Source organism: Streptomyces sp. NPDC090127 (assembly GCF_044746945.1).
Lineage (GTDB): Bacteria > Actinomycetota > Actinomycetes > Streptomycetales > Streptomycetaceae > Streptomyces.
Genome location: NZ_JBIVDE010000002.1, coordinates 243902 through 264954 on the forward strand (window position 1 = coordinate 243902; position 21053 = coordinate 264954).

The 21053-nt window shown below is 70.2% G+C and carries 16 protein-coding genes; 8 read left to right on the forward strand and 8 right to left on the reverse strand.

The genetic code is table 11. The features are described 5' to 3' along the window. Positions 1-53: 53 nt before the first annotated feature. The gene (locus ACIPPS_RS06855; RefSeq protein WP_401427773.1) at positions 54-2228 is read left to right on the forward strand and encodes a SpoIIE family protein phosphatase; all 2175 of its coding nucleotides are present in this window, start codon (positions 54-56) and stop codon (positions 2226-2228) included. Between the two features lie 60 nt (positions 2229-2288). On the opposite strand, the gene ACIPPS_RS06860 is transcribed toward ACIPPS_RS06855, so the two are convergent. Continuing rightward, complete coding sequence (locus ACIPPS_RS06860; RefSeq protein WP_401427776.1) at positions 2289-2849, reverse strand: TetR/AcrR family transcriptional regulator; 561 nt, start codon at positions 2847-2849, stop codon at positions 2289-2291. A gap of 257 nt (positions 2850-3106) precedes the next feature. On the opposite strand from ACIPPS_RS06860, the gene ACIPPS_RS06865 reads away from it, so the two are divergent. The 7 genes from ACIPPS_RS06865 to ACIPPS_RS06895 all read left to right on the forward strand — a co-directional run bounded on the left by ACIPPS_RS06865 (position 3107) and on the right by ACIPPS_RS06895 (position 11108). Then, the gene (locus ACIPPS_RS06865; RefSeq protein WP_401427778.1) at positions 3107-3247 is read left to right on the forward strand and encodes a hypothetical protein; all 141 of its coding nucleotides are present in this window, start codon (positions 3107-3109) and stop codon (positions 3245-3247) included. A gap of 25 nt (positions 3248-3272) precedes the next feature. Then, entirely contained in the window at positions 3273-3416 is a 144-nt protein-coding gene (locus ACIPPS_RS06870) for a DUF6126 family protein (RefSeq protein ID WP_401427780.1), read from the forward strand. A gap of 178 nt (positions 3417-3594) precedes the next feature. Next, positions 3595-4908 (forward strand): flavin monoamine oxidase family protein, encoded by a 1314-nt coding sequence (locus ACIPPS_RS06875; RefSeq protein ID WP_401427782.1) that lies wholly within the window; start codon positions 3595-3597, stop codon positions 4906-4908. A gap of 571 nt (positions 4909-5479) precedes the next feature. Next, positions 5480-6574, forward strand: a complete 1095-nt coding sequence (locus ACIPPS_RS06880; protein WP_401427785.1) for a UDP-glucuronic acid decarboxylase family protein — start codon at positions 5480-5482, stop codon at positions 6572-6574. Positions 6575-6682: 108 nt separating this feature from the next. Next, positions 6683-8572, forward strand: coding sequence for a glycosyltransferase family 2 protein (locus ACIPPS_RS06885; protein WP_401427787.1), 1890 nt, complete (start codon positions 6683-6685; stop codon positions 8570-8572). Between the two features lie 34 nt (positions 8573-8606). Continuing rightward, positions 8607-9629 carry a UDP-glucose 4-epimerase GalE gene (gene galE / locus ACIPPS_RS06890; RefSeq protein WP_401427790.1) on the forward strand — a complete coding sequence of 341 codons (1023 nt, stop codon included), beginning with the start codon at positions 8607-8609 and terminating at the stop codon, positions 9627-9629. Positions 9630-9671: 42 nt separating this feature from the next. Beyond that, the gene (locus ACIPPS_RS06895) at positions 9672-11108 is read left to right on the forward strand and encodes a UDP-glucose dehydrogenase family protein (protein WP_401427793.1); all 1437 of its coding nucleotides are present in this window, start codon (positions 9672-9674) and stop codon (positions 11106-11108) included. 152 nt (positions 11109-11260) lie between these two features. Here ACIPPS_RS06895 and ACIPPS_RS06900 read toward each other — a convergent pair whose 3' ends face one another. From ACIPPS_RS06900 to ACIPPS_RS06930, 7 genes are all read right to left on the reverse strand, one after another. Next, complete coding sequence (locus tag ACIPPS_RS06900; protein ID WP_401427795.1) at positions 11261-12952, reverse strand: right-handed parallel beta-helix repeat-containing protein; 1692 nt, start codon at positions 12950-12952, stop codon at positions 11261-11263. Positions 12953-13179: 227 nt separating this feature from the next. Next, positions 13180-14622: a family 43 glycosylhydrolase gene (locus ACIPPS_RS06905; protein ID WP_401427797.1), complete on the reverse strand. Its 1443-nt coding sequence runs from the start codon at positions 14620-14622 to the stop codon at positions 13180-13182. Positions 14623-14703: 81 nt separating this feature from the next. Then, positions 14704-16119 (reverse strand): family 43 glycosylhydrolase, encoded by a 1416-nt coding sequence (locus ACIPPS_RS06910; protein ID WP_401429496.1) that lies wholly within the window; start codon positions 16117-16119, stop codon positions 14704-14706. A gap of 83 nt (positions 16120-16202) precedes the next feature. Continuing rightward, complete coding sequence (gene yjfF / locus ACIPPS_RS06915) at positions 16203-17186, reverse strand: galactofuranose ABC transporter, permease protein YjfF (RefSeq protein WP_401427799.1); 984 nt, start codon at positions 17184-17186, stop codon at positions 16203-16205. Further along, positions 17183-18190, reverse strand: coding sequence for an ABC transporter permease (locus ACIPPS_RS06920; protein ID WP_401427801.1), 1008 nt, complete (start codon positions 18188-18190; stop codon positions 17183-17185). Before ACIPPS_RS06920 ends, yjfF begins: the two co-directional genes overlap by 4 nt. Then, entirely contained in the window at positions 18187-19734 is a 1548-nt protein-coding gene (locus tag ACIPPS_RS06925; protein ID WP_401427803.1) for a sugar ABC transporter ATP-binding protein, read from the reverse strand. The genes ACIPPS_RS06920 and ACIPPS_RS06925 overlap by 4 nt, the downstream gene beginning before the upstream one ends. Positions 19735-19813: 79 nt before the next feature. Continuing rightward, a complete protein-coding gene (locus ACIPPS_RS06930; RefSeq protein WP_401429498.1) occupies positions 19814-20761 on the reverse strand; it encodes an ABC transporter substrate-binding protein in 948 nt (315 codons plus the stop codon). Between the last annotated feature and the right edge of the window lie 292 nt (positions 20762-21053).

The window sequence follows — 21053 nt, forward strand, 5'->3', positions numbered from 1 at the left end:
GGCCACCGCCTCACCCGGTGGCAGGCAGCCGCACCATTCTGGACAATGCCGTTATGAGGACCGATGTGGACGCGCTCCTCTGCCGTCTGGCTCAGGAGCTCAGGCCGCGGACGGACGAGTCGGTCGACGCCATGTTGCGGTACACCCGCAGCAAGCTTCCCGAGCCCTGGAGGTACGGGGAGATCACGACCCTCGTCGCCGAGGAGACGGCCGGTCACGTCGTCACGTTTCTGGACGTGCTCGAACACGGCCTCGACGCAGCAGAGGTCCCGGCGTCATCCCAGTCCGTGGAGCTCGCCCGGCGGTTCGCCCGCGGCGGGGTGCCGATCAGCACGCTCCTGCGTGGCTACCGGCTCGGCCATGTCGCCCTGCTCCAGCTGATCCAGGCCGAGGTCCCCGCGCTCACCGACGACCCGGAGCTGGTCAACGCCGCGGCACTACGGCTGATGGAGGCAGGTTTCGCGTACGTGGACCGCAGTTCCGCGCACATCGTCGCGGCCTACCAGGAGGAACGCGACCGTCGACTGCAGCGGCGGCTCCTCCTGACCAACGAGGCGGGCCGACGCATCGGAACCACGCTCGACATCGGCCGTACCTGCCACGAACTGGTGGACGTCGGCACCGACGGCTTCGCCGGACTCGTCACCGTAGACCTCCTCGCCGCCGTCCTCGACGACGACGCGTCGCCGCCGTCGGACCCGACACCGCTCCGCCGCGTCGCCCAGCGGTCCGTCCCCGACGACGGCGCCACGGACTTCCCCGTACCGACCGGACGGACACACAGCTACCCGGCGGAATCGGAACCGTCTCGTGCGCTGGCGACCGGCACGCCCGTTCTACGCCGCGAAGAGGCATCCGAGGCCCCGCACGTCGCAGGCGGAGGCACCCCGCGCGGCGAGTTCCACTCGGCCATGCTGCTTCCCCTGGTGGCCCGTGGGGAGACACTGGGCCTCGTCCAGTTCTTCGGTACGGGGAGCAGCACGCCCTTCGACGAGGACGATCTCCTCCTCGCTCAGGAGATCGCGGCCAGGGCGGCGGTGTCCATCGACAACGCCCGCCGGTACACCAACGAGCGTTCCACCGCGCTCACCCTCCAGCGGAGCCTGCTGCCGCGGCACGCGGTGGAACAGTCCGCCGTCGTCGCGGCCTCCCGCTACCTGCCCAGCGGATCCCACGCCGGCGTGGGCGGCGACTGGTACGACGTGATCCCTCTGTCCGGAGCCCGGGTGGCCCTCGTCGTGGGCGATGTCGTCGGACGCGGACTGCGCGCCGCCGCCACGATGGGCCGCCTCCGGATGGCGGTGCGCGCCTTCGCCGACATCGACCTGATGCCCGACGAACTGCTCACGCACCTGGACGACGTGGTCATCCGGCTCCAGGAGGAGGAAGGGGAGGATGCGGGCGAGACCAGTGCCACCTGCCTCTACGCGGTCTACGACCCGGTCTCCCGGGTGTGTTCGCTGGCCAGCGCCGGGCACGTCCTGCCGGCCGTGGCCACTCCCCCGGACGGCGAGGACGGCGCCTCTGGCTTCCGGTCGGTCGAGTTCCCGGAGATGCCGATCGGCCCTCCGCTGGGCCTGGGGGGACTCCCCTTCGAGACCGTGCAGTTCGAACTGGCAGAGGGGAGCCTGCTGGTCCTGTTCACCGACGGGCTCATCCAGAGCCGTACCCGCGACGTCGACACCGCTCGCGAGGTGCTGCGCGACGCACTGGCCCAGGAGTCCGCGTCACCGGACGAGGTCTGTGACCGAGTGATCGCCGCACTGTTGCCGCAGCGCCCCGTCGACGACATCGCCCTCCTGGTGGCCCGCACCATGTCGCTGGACGCGGACCACGTGGCGACCCTCGACCTCCCCTCCGACCCGGCTGCCGTGGCCGGGGCGCGCCGCTTCGCCGCCGACACACTGAACGCCTGGGGCCTCGACGGGCTCTCCTTCACCACCGAGCTCATCGTCAGCGAACTGGTGACGAACGCGATCCGGTACGGCAAGAGCCCGATCCGACTGCGGATGATCCTGCAGTCCACGCTGACCTGCGAGGTCTTCGACGCCAACAGCACCGCCCCGCACCTGCGGCGTGCCCGCACCTACGACGAGGGCGGCCGCGGGCTGCTCCTCGTCGCCCAGCTCGCCAAGCGCTGGGGCACACGGCACGGCCGCGAGGGGAAAGTGATCTGGGCGGAACAGGCCCTGCTGGTGGACGATCTTCTCGGTAGTGCCGCGAGGTGACGCCGTCCACGCACGATCCCCCCGGGGCCGGCGCTCGCTCGCGTGACGCGGGTCGCCCGATCAGACGGCGTAGGTCTCCAGGTACGCGGTCACCATGCGGCGCGCTTCGTCGATCGTGACGTCGTCACCGGTCGGCGACTGCCGATACGCGATGTCGAAGAGACGGTTTCCCACCTCGAAGGCGAGCTGCAGGACGAGCCGGGGAGTGTCGGCCGGCAGCAGTCCACGCTCCACGAGAAGGCGCCAGAGCCGGTCGGCCTGCGCCGCGTCGAATTCTCGCACCAGGTCGCTGACGATCTCGCTGCGCCCCGCGAACCACAGCTCGACACAGCTGCGATGCGTGCGGAAATAGTCCCGCATCGGGTCGATGACGACGTCAGCGGCGGCTTTCAGCGTGGTCAGCTCGGAGTGTTCCAAGGCGGTGGTGACGAGCTCCTCGACCGCCTGCAGATGCCGACGCAGGAGCTCGGCGTCGACCTGATGCCGGTCGGAGAAGTAGTGGTACATCGAGGCGATCGGGATGCCCGCCCGCTCGCCGACCGCCTTCAGGGTGGCCGCCTCATAGCCCTGCTCGCCGAGCAGCTCCTCGGCGGCGTCCAGGATGGCCCGCCTCCGCTCCATGCCGCGACGTTGCACCGCCGGACGAGCCGGCGCCTGGGCTGTCGACTTTTTCTCGAACACAATTCGAGATCGTATCAGCCGCCCCTGTCGATCACTCCCTCAAGGAGGGCGACGAGACACCGGAGCGGACCACCCCTTTCGCCGCGACGACACTCTCGGCTTGACCGCGCGCGGGCCTCAAACCTAAAGTCGAATCGAGTTCGATTCCTATCGCCGACAGACGACCGCACCCGTCACGAGGCCGGTCCGGAAATGAGATGAACACACGCATGGCCATGCACACCGAGCGGGACGTCGCGGTGATCGGCAACGACCTCGAGGCGGCCGAGGCCGCGGGACTGGGCCGGTCGAGCTTCTACGCCCTGGCGCAGGTCGCCACGGGCGACCCCGTCGGCTGACATCACTCCTGGGAGGAGAACCGTCGTGAGCAGCGAGGACCAGCATCCAGACCGGGCCGACGAGAGAGGGAAGGCCAAAGGCGTCGCCTTGCGCGTGCTCTTCTACGTCGTCGGCACCTACCTGTTCCTCACCGCGGTGGGCCTCCTCGGCGCGCACGCGCAGAGGTAGCACCCTCGGCCCCTCCGCAAGGCCGCTCACCACCGACCGGGGTCGTCCGGGTGTACGGGAGACGGCAGCGCGGGTATTCTCGAAAGCGATTCGAGTTCCACTTGTCGAGCAGTGACGGTACGAGGAGTCGCGAGCCATGACCGCAGTGAAGGACAGTGACGAGGAGACCTGCGACGTCGTGGTCGTCGGGGCGGGAATGGCGGGCCTGATGGCGGCCACGACGCTCGCGGACAGAGCCGACGTCGTGGTACTCGAAGCGGCGGACCGGCCGGGGGGACGCGTCGAGACGGTCCGGAAGGGCGAGTACTGGATCAACGTCGGCACCCAGTTCACCGAGGGGACCGGCCCGTTGATCGACGCTCTCCATCGGCACGACATCGAGATGGGATCCCTGGCCGAGTCCAGCGTGGCGCTTGTTCTCAACGGCGCCGTGGTCGACACGTCCGACCTGCTCGCCCTCATGTTCCGCACCCGCATGGGCTTCATGGACCGCGTCGGCATGGCCATGATTGGCGCTCGCATCCTTGCCGCGGCGCCGTTCCTGGAATCGGACAGCCGTCTCGCGAAAAGGGTGCGCTCCAGGCTCGACACGCGTCCCGCGTCGGACCTCCTGCGCGGTGTCAGCTCCGAGTTGGCCCGGACCATGGTCCGCTCGTGGTCGGGGCAATGGATGGGATGCGAGCCCGAGGAGACGGCGGCGACCCAGCTTGTGGTGTCGATCGGACTCGCTCTGACGGACCCGGCGAAGGTGCCGAACTTCGCCCTGCCGGCCGGTGGCAACCAGACGCTGACCGACATCCTGGCCGCCGACCTCGGCGAGCGTCTTCGGCTCGGAGCCACCGTCCGGACGGTGGAGAAGAGCGGGGACGGCGTCGTCGTGGACCACGTCGTCGCCGGTCGCCCGACACGGATACGCGCGAAGCGCGCCATCGTCTCGGTGCCCAGCGACATCGCGCCGCAGATCCTTCCCGACCTTCCGGAGACACATCGCCACGCGTTCGACGACATCCGCTACGGCCGTTACGTGATCGTCGGTTTCTTCACCGAGGAGGAGGGGCCTCAGCCCTGGGACGGGCTCCTCGCTGTCTCCACGCCGCAACTGTCCTTCCAGGCGATGTTCAATCACGCCGCCGCCCTGCGTCAGAACGGTCCGCGGCGGCCGGGTGGTGCGCTGGCGTGTTTCGCCGGCGGCGCCTCGGCCGACGCTCTGTTCGCCCTCTCCGACGAGGAGATCGTCGCCCGGTTCTCCAGAGATCTGCTCTCGGTCTACCCCCAGCTCGAAGGGAAACTCGGCGACGGTATCGTGCGACGCCACCGCCGTGTGGTTCCGTTCTGGGCACCCCGGGGACGTGAGTCGTTGCCGACGCTTCGCCACCCTCTCGGGCCGATCCATCTCGCCGGCGACTACCAGCTCCACATGCCGTCGCTCGCGGACGCGGCCACGTCGGGTGAGAGTGCGGCGAAGGCGGTTCTGTCGGACCTGGGCCGCTGACCCTCCACGCCGAGGCAGGAAGAACGCCACCGAAGCGGGGCACCACACCCGCCTGAGGGGCCCCTCGGGGAGGGAAGATCGCCGGGGATCGCCCCGCCGGCCTCCCGCGTGCTCGCCCCGCCGGCGGACGCCGCCCACCGGACCACCACGGCACCTCCTCCCCTCTTCCCTCCCACCGGTGTCCGGCTCTTGACACGCTTTCCGTTCTCTTTCCGTTCTCTTTCCGGTCCGAGCTCGGTCCGGAAAGCCACCCCGCGCGCTTGCCTCTCCGATGCCGTCCGTCGCTGCCTCGCACGCCGACGGGAACACGTGCGGGTGACACCGTCCGATTGCGCCGTTCGACGCGCGACACAACCACGAACTGGGCGGAGGGCCTGCACACCCCCCGCCGGGCGCCCGCCGATCAGCCCAGCCTCCGATTTGCCTCCGCGGAAATGACTACGTATGCCCATACTCTCGTTCTGCGTCTTCCGGGATGACTCTGCTTTTCGGACCGTCAGGTCATTCCGTCATTCGACGTCCCGTGCGAGCGGATCTCGACGTCCTTCCGCTTCTCATTCCTGGAGAACACATGCGCGTTGCCGTGACCGGTGGCGGTGGATTCCTTGGGTCGCACCTGTGCGAGGCGCTGCTGCGGCGCGGCGACTCCGTGGTGTGCCTCGACAATTTCTCGACGGGCGATCCCGAGAACATCGCCCCTCTCCTGGCCCACCCGGCCTTCGAGTTCCAGCACGTGGACGTGAGCGTGTCCGTGCAGGTCGCCGGCCGCGTCGACGCCGTCGCACACCTGGCGTCCCCGGCCTCCCCGCCCGACTATCTGCGCCACCCGCTGGAGACGCTCGCGGTCGGGAGCCGCGGCACCGAGAACGCCCTACGCCTGGCCCTGCGTCACAGCGCGCGCTTCGTCCTCGCCTCGACGAGCGAGATCTACGGCGATCCGCTGGTCCACCCCCAGGAGGAGACGTACTGGGGCAACGTCAACTCCATCGGTCCGCGCAGCGTCTACGACGAGGCGAAACGTTACGCCGAGGCGGTCTCCGCCGCGTACCACCGCACGCACGGAGTCGACGTCGGCATTGCGAGGATCTTCAACACCTACGGCCCCCGCATGCGCCCGCACGACGGTCGTGTGGTGTCCAGCTTCATCACCCAGGCCCTGACCGGCGAACCGCTCACCATCTACGGCGACGGCGGGCAGACCCGCAGTTTCTGCTACGTCGACGACCTGGTCCGCGGCCTGGTCGCTCTCCTCGACGCCTCCGACATGGGCCCCTTCAACCTCGGGAACCCGGTCGAGCGCACGGTGTCCGAACTCGCCTCCCTCGTGCTGGAGATGACCGGCTCGTCCTCCGAGGTGCAGCACCACCCCCTGCCGGTCGACGACCCGGTCCGTCGCCGCCCGGTCATCACCCGTGCCCGCGAGGTACTGGGCTGGGAGCCGGAGATCGACATCACCGAGGGCCTGCGGCGCACCGTCGCGTACTTCGGCGCGCACGCGGATCGCCTGGCCGCCTCGGCCTCGGCGATCCGCGGCGGCCAGGACGCGACGGTCCCGCCGGCCGCGGCGACGCCTGCGCCCTTCAAGCCGCAGACGATCCCCGGCCCGGCAGGCGCCGCCACGGGCGTGGCGTCCCCGGCGCCCGGCGCCCCCGTCGCGGGTGGCTGATCCACGCGCCGCGGCGGGCCTCCCGCCGGTCCCGCCGCGGCCTCGAGTCCGTCGGGCCTCCTCTCCCGGGCCCCTCACCCCGTCGCACCGCCTGGAGAACCCGCTGCCATGACGTCGTTGGAGCAAGGTCCCGTCCACGGGACCGACACCGTCCAGGTACCCCCGCTCTCCTCACCGGCTCCCGGCTCGCCGGCGGAGTGGGAGGCGCTGGGCGCGGAGATCCACGCCCTGTCGAACGGCGCAGTGGCCTCCATCGGCCCGGACGGCCCGGTCCTCGCGCGCCCGGCACGCGGACTCACCGCGCGCCCGTCCAGCTTCGTCCGGGCGTTCTCGCGCTTCGACCGCTTCCTGGTCGCGCTGCTGTCCCTCGCCTGGGCGGCCTGCCTGGTCTGGTTCTGGGTCTGGTGGCTCGAACCGTCCCACCGCATCGGCTGGACGGGGCTGATCGTCAACAGCGCCCTCCTGCTGTACCTGACCTATCTGCCGGTGCACTTCCTCGTCGCGCTGCTGCGGATGCGTCGATTCGACCCCGCCGTCCGGGTGCCCCTGGTCCGCACCGCGTTCGTCGTCACCCGCGCCCCGTCCGAGGGCTGGGACATCGCCTGCCGCACCCTGGAGGCGATGCTCGACCAGGACTTCCCGCACACCTACGACGTCTGGCTCTGCGACGAGGACCCCAGCGAGGAGATCCTTCACTGGTGCCACACCCATGACGTGAACGTCTCCTGCCGGCGTGGCCGCGCCGACTACCACCGGGCCGACTGGCCCCGGCGCACGCGGTGCAAGGAGGGCAACCTCGCCTTCTTCTACGACCACTGGGGCTACGAGCTGTACGACGTGGTCGCCCAACTCGACTGCGACCACGTCCCCGGGCCCACGTACCTCGCCGAGGTCGTCCGCCCCTTCGCCGACCGTGCCGTCGGCTACGTCGCGGCCCCCAGCGTCTGCGACTCCAACGCCGACGAGTCCTGGGCGGCCCGCGGCCGGCTGCACCGCGAGGCCATGTTCCACGGACCCGTACAGCTGGGCCACTCCGACGGCCTCGCCCCGGTCTGCATCGGCTCGCACTACGCCGTCCGGACGAAGGCGCTGCGGGACATCGGGGGTCTGGGCCCCGAGCTCGCCGAGGACTTCTCCACCTCGTTCCTGCTGACCTCGGCCGGCTGGCAGGGCGCGTTCGCCATCGACGCGGAGGCGCACGGCGAAGGTCCCCTCACCTTCGGCGCGATGATCACCCAGGAGTTCCAGTGGTCCCGCAGCCTGGCCGTCATGTTGCTGGGCATGCTGCCGCGCCATCTGGGCCGCATGCCCCTGCCGCTCCGCGTGCGCTTCGCCGCGGCGCTGATGTACTACCCGCTGCTCGCCGGCGCCACGGTCATGGGCATCCTGCTGCCGCCGATCGCCGCGATCACCGGCGCGCCCTGGATCGACGTCAACTACCTCGCCTTCCTGGGGCACTTCTGGAGCATGTCCGTCTGGCTGATCCTGCTGACGCTGCTCTGCCGCCGCCGGGGGATGCTGCGCCCCAAGGACGCCCCGATCTTCAGCTGGGAGATCTGGCTCTTCGGGCTCTCCCGGTGGCCGTACGTAGCCTGGGGCGTCCTTGCAGCGGTGACCCAGAAGCTGCGGCCCCGCCCGATCACCTTCAAGGTCACCCCGAAGAGGCGCGACGGCCTGGAGCCCCTTCCGCTGCGCGCCGTCGCCCCGTACCTGCTCATCACGGTCTTCCTGTCGGGCTCAGCCCTCGTCGGCCAGTTCACCGGCCCTGCCGTCGGCTACGTCTTCCTCTGCCTCCTCGGCTCCGCCTCGTACACCGCGGTGACGCTGGCGATCGGCACGCTGCACGTCAAGGAGACGGCGCGAGCCACCGGAGTCCCCGCCGTCCGAGCGCTGCGCACGGCCGCACTGCCGCTCATCGCGGGCCTGCTGTCGCTGTTCCCGCTGGGGCTCGCGGCCGTCGTCTTCCCCACCTACCTCACCGGCTTCTACGCCTGGTGACGGCCCCTGCGACCGATCGAGAAATGAGGTTCCCGTGCCCCAGGCCGTCCTGGTCACCGGCGGCGCCGGTTTCATCGGCAGCCACACCTGTGTCGAGCTCCTCCGCGCCGGCCACGAGGTCGTCGTCCTCGACGACCACTCCAACAGCTCGCCCGAGGTCCTCGAGCGGGTCGCGAAGATCGCGGGCCGCCCCCTCGCGGCGATCCATGTCGCGGACGTACGCGACCGGCGGGCCCTCGACACCGTCTTCACGAGCCACCCGATCGACGCGGTGATCCACTTCGCCGCGAAGAAGGCCGTCGGCGAGTCGGTGCGGATCCCGCTCGCGTACTACGACATCAACGTCGGCGGCACGACGTCCCTGGTCTCGGCCATGCACGACCACGGCGTGCACCGACTGGTGTTCTCGTCCTCCTGCTCGATCTACGGCGACGTCACGGCCGTCCCGCTGACCGAGGAGTCTCCGGCGGCGCCGACCAACCCGTACGCCACCACCAAATGGACCTGCGAGCGGATCCTCGCGGACGTCTGCCGGCACGTGCCCGAGCTCCGGGTCCTGGCCCTGCGGTACTTCAACCCGGCCGGCGCCCACCCCACCGGACTCCTCGGCGAGGACCCGAGCGGCGTGCCGAACAACATCATGCCGTTCCTCACCCAGATCGCCGTCGGCCGCCGCGACGAACTCAGCGTCTTCGGCGACGACTTCCCCACCCCGGACGGCACCGGGATCCGCGACTACGTCCACGTGGTGGACGTCGCCGAGGGGCACCGCACCGCCCTGGACCACATCGACGACGAGCCGGGCATGCGGGTCTTCAACCTCGGCACCGGGCGCGGCGCCTCCGTCCTCGAGCTCGTGCGTACCTTCGAGCAGGTGTCGGGGCGGCCGATCCCGCACCGTGTCACCGAGCGCCGCCCCGGTGACGTCGCCGAACTCGTCGCCGACCCCACGAAGGTCGCCTCGGCCTGGAACTGGACCGCACGGCGCGACCTGGCCGCCATGTGCCGTGACGCGTGGGCCTTCCAGCAGCAGAACCCGTACGGCTACGCGACCTGACCCGTCGCGTACCGCCCCCGCGTTCAGACAGGAGAACACCGCATGCGGTTGACCGTCATCGGAACGGGCTACCTCGGAGCTGTGCACGCCGCGTGCATGGCCGACATCGGACACGACGTCCTCGGCGTCGACGTCGACGTCGAGAAGATCGCGGCCCTCGCCGAAGGCCGGCCCCCCTTCTACGAACCGGGTTTCGACGAAGTCCTCACCCGGGCCCTCGACTCCGGGCGACTGCGCTTCGGCACCGACCTGCGCGAAGCGGCGGTACACGGCGAGGTCCACTTCATCTGCGTGGGCACGCCGCAACAGGCCGGCTCGCACGCGGCCGACCTGCGGTACGTCGACGCGGTCGTCGACGGGCTCGTGCCACACCTGCCGGCCTCGTGTCTGTTGGTCGGCAAGTCGACCGTGCCGGTGGGCACCACCGCGCGCCTGACCGCCCGCGTCGCGGGGCTCGTCCCGCCGGGCGTACGGGCCGACGTGGCGTGGAACCCCGAGTTCCTGCGTGAGGGATTCGCGGTCGAGGACACCTTGCGGCCGGACCGGATCGTCGTCGGCACGGCCGGCCGAGAGTCGGACGAGACGCTGCGCCGGCTGTACGCCCCGATGCTGGACGCGGGCGTACCGTACATCGCCACCGACCCGAGCACGGCCGAGCTCGTCAAGGTCGCCGCCAACTCCTTCCTCGCCACGAAGATCTCCTTCATCAACGCGATGGCCGAGGTGTGCGACGCCACGGGCGCGGACGTGGTAACCCTCGCCGACGCCCTCGGCCACGACACGCGGATCGGCCGGCGGTTCCTCAACGCCGGTCTCGGCTTCGGCGGCGGCTGCCTGCCCAAGGACATCCGGGCGTTCAGCGCCCGGGCCAAGGAGCTCGGGGTCGGCCCTGCGGTGGCCTTCCTGAACGAGGTCGACGAGATCAACGAACGGCAGCGGACGCGGACCGTCGAACTCGCCCGTCAGCTGGCCGGGGGCGACCTGACCAACCGCCGGGTGACCGTCCTGGGCGCCACCTTCAAGCCGAACAGCGACGACGTGCGTGACTCGCCGGCGCTGGCGGTGGCGGCGGCGCTGCACCGGCAGGGCGCCGATGTCCGGGTGCACGACCCGGAGGGCACCGCGAACGCGCACCGCGCCCATCCGGAACTGCGCTGCGAGGCCGACCTCCTGACGGCCTGCCAGGGGGCGGAGCTCGTGCTGCACCTCACCGAGTGGGGGCAGTACCGCGAGCTGGACCCGGTGAAGCTCGCCCGGGTCGTCCGCACGTCCGTCCTCGTCGACGCCCGCAACGCGCTCCCGCACGACGAGTGGCGGGCCGCGGGCTGGACCGTCAAGGCGCTCGGCCGTCCCGCGCCGGCGGACCGGCCGCCGGCCGCGCGGGCGGGGAAGCCGCTGCGGGCCACGATCACCTCGCCGGCCGTCGAGGCGGACCCCACCCACCTGCTGTCCCCGGCCCTGCCGACCGGCGGGGCTTAGACCGACCCCCTGCCCGCCGACGCCGCCCCGCCCCGCCCGACCGGTCCTCGGCCGGGCGGGGCGACGTCATGACACGTCCGGTCGCCGAGGACGTCAGGGGGAATGCTCCAGGGAGCCGGTGTACGCCGGCTCCGGAGCCATCGCTGTCCGGCTCAAGGGGCGGTGCGCTGCTGCGCGGCGCCGGGCCGCAGGGCCTCCGGAAGCCGGTTGCCGAAATAGTCGACGGGCCCCGCGTCGACGCCCGAGGCCTGCGGGCCCATACTCACGGACACCTCGTCGCCGCAGCGCGGCACCAGGTTCTCCGCTCCGGCCGGGTCGGTGACGGGTACGGTCAGAGCGCGCAGGCACGGGTCGTCGCCGGTGCCGGCCGGCTCACCGCCGAGGAGCTCCTGGCCGGAGGCGATACGCCAGTCGGCGAGGTCGGTGAAGCGCCGACTCCCCCAGGTCAGCGACCAGGGGCCCATGCTGTAGTAGACGTTGCCCTGGAGCTGGTGCGTGCCGGGGAGGTACGACGACTCCGCCTCGATCAGGGGGCCCCCGTCGGTGGCGAGGATGTTGTCGTGGACACTCACGTCGCTCATGCCGTCTCGCAGCCGCAGAGCCGGGGGCCCGTTTCCCGCCGCCTTGGCCGAGGCGAGGTTCCGCGTCCGCATCACGACCGTGTTGTTGTAGATGTCCACGTTCGTCATGCGGGAGCCGTAGGCGACGATGCCACCGTACTCGGGGAGCTTCCGCGCGTCGTCCCAGCTCATGTTGAAGCGGACGACGTTGTCCCGGTGGGCGCCGGTTGCCTGTCCGGAGTAGACGAGGAACCCCGGCCCGTCGTTGCCGTAGGCGAGGTTGTACTGCATGACCGAGTGGGACACGTTGTTGTCGAGGCCGAAGCCGCCGCCGTCCACCCGGGATCCGGTCCGGTTTCGGTAGGAGCGGTTGTTCTCCAGGACCACGCCGGTGGAGTCGTACACCCAGATGCCCTCGGGGCCCTCTTCGGCGTCGGCCGCGGAGCGCGCGCCGTTGTCGTGGGCCACCGAGCGCAGCACCTTCGCGTCCCGGACGCTGCCGAGGGCGATGCCGCTTCCGGTGTTGCGCCTGTCGTTGCCCGGGTCGCCGGTGTTGGAGGCCGCCGTGACCCGTTCGATCCGCAGCCCGGTGTGCGCGTAGACCGGGCTGTCCGCCTCGAACTCCGGGCCGTAGAAGGCGAGTCCGGCCTCCAGGTTGTGGTGCACGGAGACATCGCTGATGCGCACGTCGCTGTAGCCCGTGACGGCGTCCTCCTCCGCGCCGACGCTGATCCCGTTCTGGAAGCCCTGCGCCTCCACGTTCGCGATCCTGACGTGGGCGAGCCTCCGCTCCCCGGGGCGGGTGGCGCGGAAGGCGATCCCGACCCCCTCGCGGAGCGCCTTGCGGTCGCCGACCAGTGCGATGTTCCTGATCTCGACGCCCGCGGTGTCGTGCACGGTGATGCCGGAGGTGCCGCGGGGCACGATCGTGGCCCGGCCGGTGCCGTACGACTCGATCACCACGGGCCGCGCCGCGCTGCCCGCCTCGCCCTCCTCCAGGGTGACGGCGCCGCGGAACCGTTCGCCGCCCTTGAGCCGAAGCCTGTCACCGGGCCGGAACGTGGCGGTGTCGGCGTGGTCCAGGGTCCGCCAGGGCTTCTCCGGCGACATGCCGTCGTTCTCGTCGTCGCCGTCCGGACTCACGTAGAAGGTGAACGGACCGCCGCTCACGGGGCGGGCGGGCCGGTAGACCCCCGGCACATCACACCCCGTGAGCAGCAGGAGCACCCCGGCCGAGACTCCTGCCGCGGCCCTCGCCGTCCGGCTCCGCTTCACCGCGTTCACGCGCACCCCCTGGGGACGTTCTGGTGCCATTTCCGACACATGAAGCAGCAGACTGCCAGAAAAGGAACATACGAGGCGCTGACCCACGCGCGGCATCCGAGTCACGTGTGGCGCGTCACGCCTTCAGCACGGTCGCGCCCTGAAGGCGGGCAGGCCATGGCACGAAAAGAGGCGCCTGGCCTGGGCTTCTGCCCGTCAGGCGCCTCTCCCGCCCCGCCGTTCGAGGATCAGACGATGTTCCACTGCTGGGCGTTGTTGCCGTTGCAGGTCCACTGGCGGACCTCGGAGCCCGGCGCCGTGCCCCAGTTGTAGTTGTCGAGGCACAGACCGCTGTGCCGGTTGACGAGGGTGGAGTAGCCGCCCGTGGTCGGCACCAGTCTCCACTGCTGCACGGTCGCGCCGTTGCACGTCCACTGCTGGACGGGTGATCCCGGCGTGGTGGCGAAGTCCCTGTCGTCCAGGCACAGGCCGCTGTGGCCGTTACGGATCTGGTGGTACCCGCCCGCCGCGGGGGTCAGGGTCCAGTTCTGGACCGCGGCGCCGCCGCACGTCCACTGGCGTACCTCCGCTCCCGGCGCCGTCGCCCAGTTGTAGTCGTCCAGGCACAGACCGCTGTGCCGGTTGCGCAGAGCGGCCGGTGCCGCCGGGACGGGCGACTCCCCCGACGGTCCCTGGAGCACGGTCGAGGTGGAGACCGGGGTGCCGAGGTTCGGGGTGCCGTCGGCGTTCCAGGAGATCTTCTGCACCCGCGTGGTGCGCGTGGTCCCGCATCCCTGCGACGCCGAGGAGTTCGCGTGGTATGCGATCCAGGTCTCGGTGCCGTCGGGCGAGGTGAAGAAGGAGTGGTGTCCGGGCCCGAACACCCCGGCGGCGTCGTTGCGTTGGAAGATCGGCTGGGGGGCCTTGGCCCACGACGCGGCGGCGAGGGGGTCGCCCCCGGTGTACTCCAGCATCCCCAGCTTGTAGTGGGGTCCGTCGCAGTGGCTGGCCGAGTACGTGAGGAAGGTACGGCCGCCCCGCTGCAGCGCGAAGGAGCCTTCGTTGACCGCCCCGTCCTGCCGCTCCCAGGCCAGCGTCGGGGCGGAGATCCGCGTCCCGTGCGCGCCGGCGGTCCAGGGGTTGGACAGAGGGGCGATGTACAGCGACTGCAGGTTGTCCGCCGGGGAGAAGGCGGAGAACGTCATGTAGAGAGAACCGTTCAGCCGCAGCAGGCTCGCGTCGATCGCCCACCCGTTGTTCTGCATGAGATCGATGATGCCGCGATGGGTGTACGGCCCGAGAGGATCGGTACCGGAGCTCTGCAGGACATGCGTGCGACGCGGCCCGCCGGACTGCTCGACCGAGTAGTACAGGTACCAGCGGTCACCGACCATCTCCAGATGCGGCGCCCACATTCCTGTCCCGGCCGTACGGAAGACCAGCCGCTCCGGTGCGTCGCGCAGGCCGGCGATGGTGGGCGAGCGGCGCATGACGATGTCGGACGACCACGTCGTCGCGACGTAGTGATAGAAGCCGCCGTGGTGGACCAGCGTCGGGTCGGCGCTGTTGGGCACGTCGACGACGGGGTTGGTGAAACTGGGGCCGGGTGCGGCTTCGGCGCGTTCCGCGCCGGTCAGGCTCATGCCGATCGCGGTGACGAACGCGAGGACGAGGAGAATCCCTCGTCTCACCGTTCCTCTGCCGTGGATGACGTGCACGTCTGCTCCTTGGGGGCCGTCAGCTGCTGCGAGCCGGTCGGAGAGGTACGGAGGTCACTGCTGGTGGAAGGTGGCGTCCTGGTGGGCGAGCGTGCCGGCGACGGGCTGCACGTGCAGCAGGAAGCCGTAGTGCCGGAGGTACCGCCCCGGGAGGCGGTAGGCCTCGTAGGAGACGCCTGCCGGATCGGCCAACCCGGGGCGCCGGTAGAAGCTCGCGCTGTCCGCGAAGGCCGCGCTGCCGTCGTTCCTGTCCACCCACACCTCGCCGTTCCTGGCACGCAGGTAATAGCCGGGGAAGTTGGCGGATTCCAGGGCGACCGTGCCGCTGCCGGCGAGACCGCTCACCGTGCGGAACTGCGAGTCGGCGAGGTTGGTGACGTTCGGCTCCAGCTTGGCCCGGTGGTCCCAGTGCCGGATGTAGTGGTCCGGGTAGTTGGAGGACGACAGGCGTTGCGGAGTACCGCCGTCGGCGACCGGAATGCCGAAGTGGGGTGTGCCGTCGGCGTTCCAGTAGATCTTCTGGACGCGCGTCCTGCGGTGGGGGTCCTTGAGCGGATCGCCGCTGATGTCCTTGTAGTTGCGGTCGTGGTAGACGAGGACGTCGCTCCTGTCGTCCTCCGAGGTGGTGAAGGAGTTGTGGCCCGGACCGTACTGCCCGGTCGCCGCGTTGCTCGCGAAGACGGGCGTGGGGCTCTTCGACCAGGCCGCGGGATCGAGCAGGTTCCCGGCGGCCGGCGCGGTGAGCATGCCGAGGCAGTAGTTGCTGTCCGTCGCCGACGCGGAATACGTCATGAACACCTTGCCGCCGCGCTGGATCACGGCCGGCCCTTCGTTCACCTTGTGGCCGGCGGTCTCCCAGCCGTACGTGGGCATGCTCAGTCGCACGGGCGTCCCGCTGATGGTCCACGGGTTGGCCAGCCTGGCGAGGTAGATGTTGGAGTTGTTGCTGATGTTCGGGTCCTGCTGCGCCCAGCTGAGGTATCGGGCGCCGTTCACCACGAACGTGGTCGCGTCCAGCGCGAAGCTGTCCATCGGTGTGCCGATGCGGCCCTTCTCGGTCCAGCCGCCGGTCAGCGGGTTCGCGGCGGAGCTCTCCAGGACGTACATCCGGATCTTCCACACGTCGTCGGCGCGTCCGGCGGCGAAGTAGACGTACCACTTGCCGTCGATGAAGTGGATCTCCGGCGCCCAGATGTGGGCGCCCATGTCCCCGGTCGCGTGCTTCGTCCAGATCACCGTCTCGGGGGCGGTGGAGAGCCCTTGGACGGTGGTGGCTCTGCGCAGGATGATGCGGTCGTACTCGGGGACGGTCGCCGTGAAGTAGTAGAAGCCGTCCGTGTGCTTGAAGATGTGCGGATCGGCTCTCTGGTTCGCGAGGGGGTTGGAGTACGAGAGGGCCGGTGAGTCGGGTGCGGCGGCATGGGCGGGAGAGGGCGGCAGCAGAGCTGCCACCAGGGCCACTCCGGCCATGAGGGCGCGGCGGATTCTTCGCAGTCGCACGGTGTTCTCCTCGTGGGGTGGTGGGCCGACTCGGACGCGGAGCAGCGGGTTTCTCAGTGCCGCTGCCGCACGATGAGGCGCTGCAGGGCGATGAAGGCCAGCAGGAGAACGCCGATGACGATCCTGGTCCACCAGGAGCTGAGGGTGCCTTCGAAGGAGATCAGGGCCTGGACGGTGCCGAGGACCAGGACGCCGGCCGTCGATCCCGCCACATAGCCGACGCCGCCGGAGAGCAGGGTCCCGCCGATCACGACCGCGGCGATGACGTCGAGTTCCATGCCGACGGCGTGCAGCCCGTATCCGGAGAGCATGTAGAGGGCGAACAGCAGGCCGCCCAGCGCCGAGTAGAATCCGCTCACCGCGTAGACGCCCACCTTCGCCCGTGCGGTGGCCAGTCCCATCAGCCGCGCAGAGGACTCGCTGCCGCCCACCGCGTAGACGGTCCGGCCGAAGCGCGTGAGGTGGAGTACGTACAGGGCGGCGGCGACCACGGCCAGGGCGATGAGCACGCTGTAGGTCAGGGTTACGCCGCCGGGCAGCACGAGGGTGCCGGTGGCGAAGTCGCGGAAGGACGTGTCGGTGATGGACACCGACTCCACGCTGATGAGGAAGCACAGGCCCCGGGCCAGGAACATCCCTGCCAGCGTGACGATGAACGGCTGGACGTCGAAGTGATGGATGACCAGGCCCATCAGCAGGCCGAGGCCGGTGCCGACCACCAGGACGGCGAGGATGGACAGCGGCGGTGGCCAGCCCGCCTTGAGGGTGGCGGCGGCGATCATGGTCGACAGTGCCGCGACGGCGCCCACGGAGAGGTCGATGCCTCCGGTGAGGATGACGAAGGTCATTCCCACGGCAAGCACGATGAGGAAGGCGTTGTCGATGAAGAGGTTCGCCACGACCTGGCCGGAGGCGAAGTCCTGGTAGCGGACCGATCCGATGCCGAAGGTCGCCACGAAGACCACGAGAGTCGCGACGACGGGCAGGAAGCGCTGAGGAAGACGCGGGCGCGTGGGGGCCAGGGTCGACGTACTCATCCGGCGGCCACCTTCTGGGATCGGGGGGTGGGAGCGGGTGCCGTGCGCCGGCCGCTGACGGCCCGCGCCACCCGCGGCGACTGCAGCAGGCATACGGTGATCACCACCACGGCCTTGAACAGCAGGGTCGTGTTGGTCGGCACGCCGATGGTGTAGACGGTCGTGGTCAGGGTCTGGATGACGAGCGCGCCGACGAGGGTGCCGGTGAGGGAGTAGCGGCCGCCGGCGAGCGAGGTGCCGCCGATCACCACCGCCAGGATGGCGTCCATCTCGATCCACAGACCCGCGTTGTTCGCGTCGGCGGCGCTGACGTTGGAGCTGATCATCAGTCCGGCCACGCCCGCGCAGAGCGCGGCGAAGACGTAGACGGTCCAGGTGATGGTGCGTGAGCGGACCCCGGCGAGTCTGCTGGCCTCGGGGTTGACGCCGACGGCTTCGATCAGCATCCCGAGGGCGGTACGGCGGGTCAGCAGGGCGACCGCGAGGAGGACCGCGAGGCTGATCAGGATCGCGATCGGCAGGACGAGGAAACCCGCGCCGATCTGCCGGAAGGCCGGATTGCGGATGGTGACGATCTGTCCTTCGGTGAGCAGCATCGCGACTCCGCGTCCGGCCGTCATCAGGACGAGCGTCGCGATGATCGGCTGGATGCCCAGGACGGAGACGAGGAAGCCGTTCCACAGTCCGAGCAGGACGCACACGCTGAGGGCCAGCAGGACCGCTGTCGGGGCGTCCCCGCCGTCGGCGATCCACGTACAGCCGATCGCGCCGGCGATCGCGGCGACCGCGCCGACGGACAGGTCGATGCCCCGGGTGGCGATCACCAGGGTCATGCCCACCGCGATCAGCAACGTCGGTGCGCCGTTGCGGAGGATGTCGACGAGGCTGCCGTACAGGTGTCCGTCCTGGACGCGCAGTTCCAGGAACGACGGGGTGAAGACGACGTTGAGCACGATGAGGCCGGCCAACGCGATCAGGGGCCAGAGCAGGCGTCCGCGGCTCACGAGGCGACCGCCACACCGGTGCGGGCGTCCGCGGCGATGGCCTGCATCACGGAGTCCACGGAGATGTCGACACCGGACAGTTCGGCCACCTTGTGCCGGACACGCAGCACGACGACCCGGTCGGACACGCGTACCACCTCCTCCAGTTCGGCGGAGATGAACAGCACCGCCATGCCCTCGGCCGCCAGTTCGGCGACCACCTTCTGGATCTGTGCCTTGGCGCCGACGTCGATGCCGCGCGTGGGCTCGTCGAGGATGAGGAGCCGGGGCCGGGTCACGAGCCATCGGGCCAGCAGGACCTTCTGCTGGTTGCCGCCCGACAGGTTGCCCATCACGGCGTTCGGATCGGCGGGGCGGATGTCCAGCCTCTCGATGGATTCGGCCACCATCGCCTCGGCGGTGCGGCGGGCCACCGGTCGCGCCCAGCCCCGTGCCGCCTGGGTGGCGAGGATCAGGTTGTCGCGGACGCTCAAGTCCTCGACGACGCCCTCGGCCTTACGGTCCTCCGAGCAGAAGGCGACGCCCTTGGCGATGAGGGAACGCGGCCCGTGGGGCCGGATCGTCTCGCCGTCGACCATGAGCGTGCCCGTGTCCGCCCGGTCGGCGCCGGACAGCAGCCGGGCGAGTTCCGTGCGTCCGGAGCCCAGCAGGCCCGCGAGGCCGACGACTTCTCCCTCGTGTATCTCCAGGTCGAAGGGCTCGATCGCGCCGGCCCGCCCGACTCCTCGGGCGACCAGGACGGGCGCGCTCCCCGGGCCGCGCTCCTCGGAGCGGCGCTCGACCTCGTCGAGGACGCCGACCTCGCGGCCCAGCATGGCCGACACCAGAGCCATGCGGTCGAGGTCGTGGGGCAGGTACTCCCCCACCAGGGTGCCGTTGCGCAGCACCGTCATCCGGTCGGCGATCTCGTAGACCTGGTCCAGGAAGTGGGAGACGAACAGGATCGCCACGCCCTCGTCCCGGAGGACCCGCACGATGCGGAACAGTTCCTCGACCTCGTCGCGGTCGAGGCTGGACGTCGGTTCGTCCAGCACCAGCACGCGGGCGTCCACCACCAGGGCCCGGGTGATCGCCACCAGTTGCTGCAGGGCGATGGAGTGGCTGCTCAGTACTGAGGCCGGGTCGATGGACAGGCCGATGCGCGCCATGAGTTCCGTGGCGCGGGCCCGCATGGCCCTTCCGTCGATGGCGCCCCGTCGGCGCGGCTCCCGCCCGAGCAGGATGTTCTCGGCCACCGACAGGTTGGGACAGAGGTTGACCTCCTGGTAGACGGTGCTGATCCCGGCGTCCTGTGCCTGGCCGGGAGTGGTGAACTCGACCGGCTCGCCCTCCAGGAGGACGGTCCCGGCCGCCGGTCGGTGAACCCCGGTGAGGGCCTTGATCAGCGTGGACTTGCCGGCTCCGTTCTCGCCCATGAGCGCGTGCACTTCGCCGGGGAACAGGCGGAAGTCGACGTCCGCGAGCGCCTTGAGGCCGGAGAACTCTACGGTGATACCGCGCATGTCGACGACCGGGCTGTCGCCGGTCGTTGGGGAATCGGTCATGACCCGTGCTTTCGTCGAGAGAAGAGCGGCCCCGCCACCGCGGCGTGGTCGGCCCGAAGGGGCGGGGACGCGGCTCGTGTCAGTACTTCCGGTCCTTGAGGACCTTCTTGGCCTGCTCCGTCGTGAAGGCGGACTCCTCCGTGACGACGCGCTCGGGGACGCTCTCGCCCTTCACGACCTTCTTCGCGAGGTCCATCAGCTGGTCACCGAGCAGCGGATTGCACTCGACGATGTAGTTGATCTCGCCGTCGGCCAGGGCCTGCATGCCGGCCTTGACCGCGTCCACCGTGATGATCTTGATGTCGGTGCCGGGCTTCTTGCCGGCCGCCTTGATCGCCTCGATGGCACCCAGGCCCATGTCGTCGTTGTGGGCGTACACCACGTCGATGTCGGGGTGGGAGCGCAGCAGGGCCTCCATGACCTGCTTGCCGCCCGCCCGCGTGAAGTCGCCGCTCTGCGTGGCCACGATTCTGATGTCGGACCTCTGGGCGACGGCGTCCTTGAAGCCCTTCTGCCGGTCGATGGCCGGCGCGGCCCCGGTGGTGCCCTGGATCTCCGCCACGTCGACCGGGCCGCTCGCCGTCTGGGTCAGCCACGTGCCCGCCTTGCGCCCCTCTTCGACGAAGTCCGAGCCGAGGAACGTCTTGTACAGGGAGGTGTCCGTCGAGTCGATGGCGCGGTCGGTGAGGATCACCGGGATCTTGGCGCGCTTGGCTTCCAGCAGGACCGCGTCCCAGCCCGTCTCCACGACGGGGCTGAAGGCGATCACGTCGACCTTCTGCTGGATGTACGAGCGGATGGCCTTGATCTGGTTCTCCTGCTTCTGCTGCGCGTCGGAGAACTTCAGCTCGACGCCGGCGGCCTCGGCGGACTCGCGCACCGACTTGGTGTTGGCGGTGCGCCAGCCGCTCTCGGCGCCCACCTGGGCGAAGCCCATGACGATCCGGTCGCCGGCGGCCCCCTTGGAGCCGCCTCCGTCGCCGGCCCCGCAGGCCGTCAGCGTGGCCAGCGCGAGGGCGCAACCCATCGTGGCTATCTTCTTGAACACAGCGTCGTCCTCCATCGTGAACCGTGCGGTGCTGCCCAGCCGACCAGATGTGATCGGGGTCACGGGCGACAACAGTGAGCGCTAACATTTCTCGAGTCAACCCCTCGGGAAAACACAAATCGGCATCGCGGCAGACTGGGGACGGTCGCTAGTGTTAGCGCTCACTACACTGGCCCCGGCGCCGTCGGCAAAGGGGCCTTACGGCTGCCGGGGCGTAGATTGAACGTTCACTGCGAATCTCCCGCGGCCCCGGCGGACGGTCGGGGCGGGG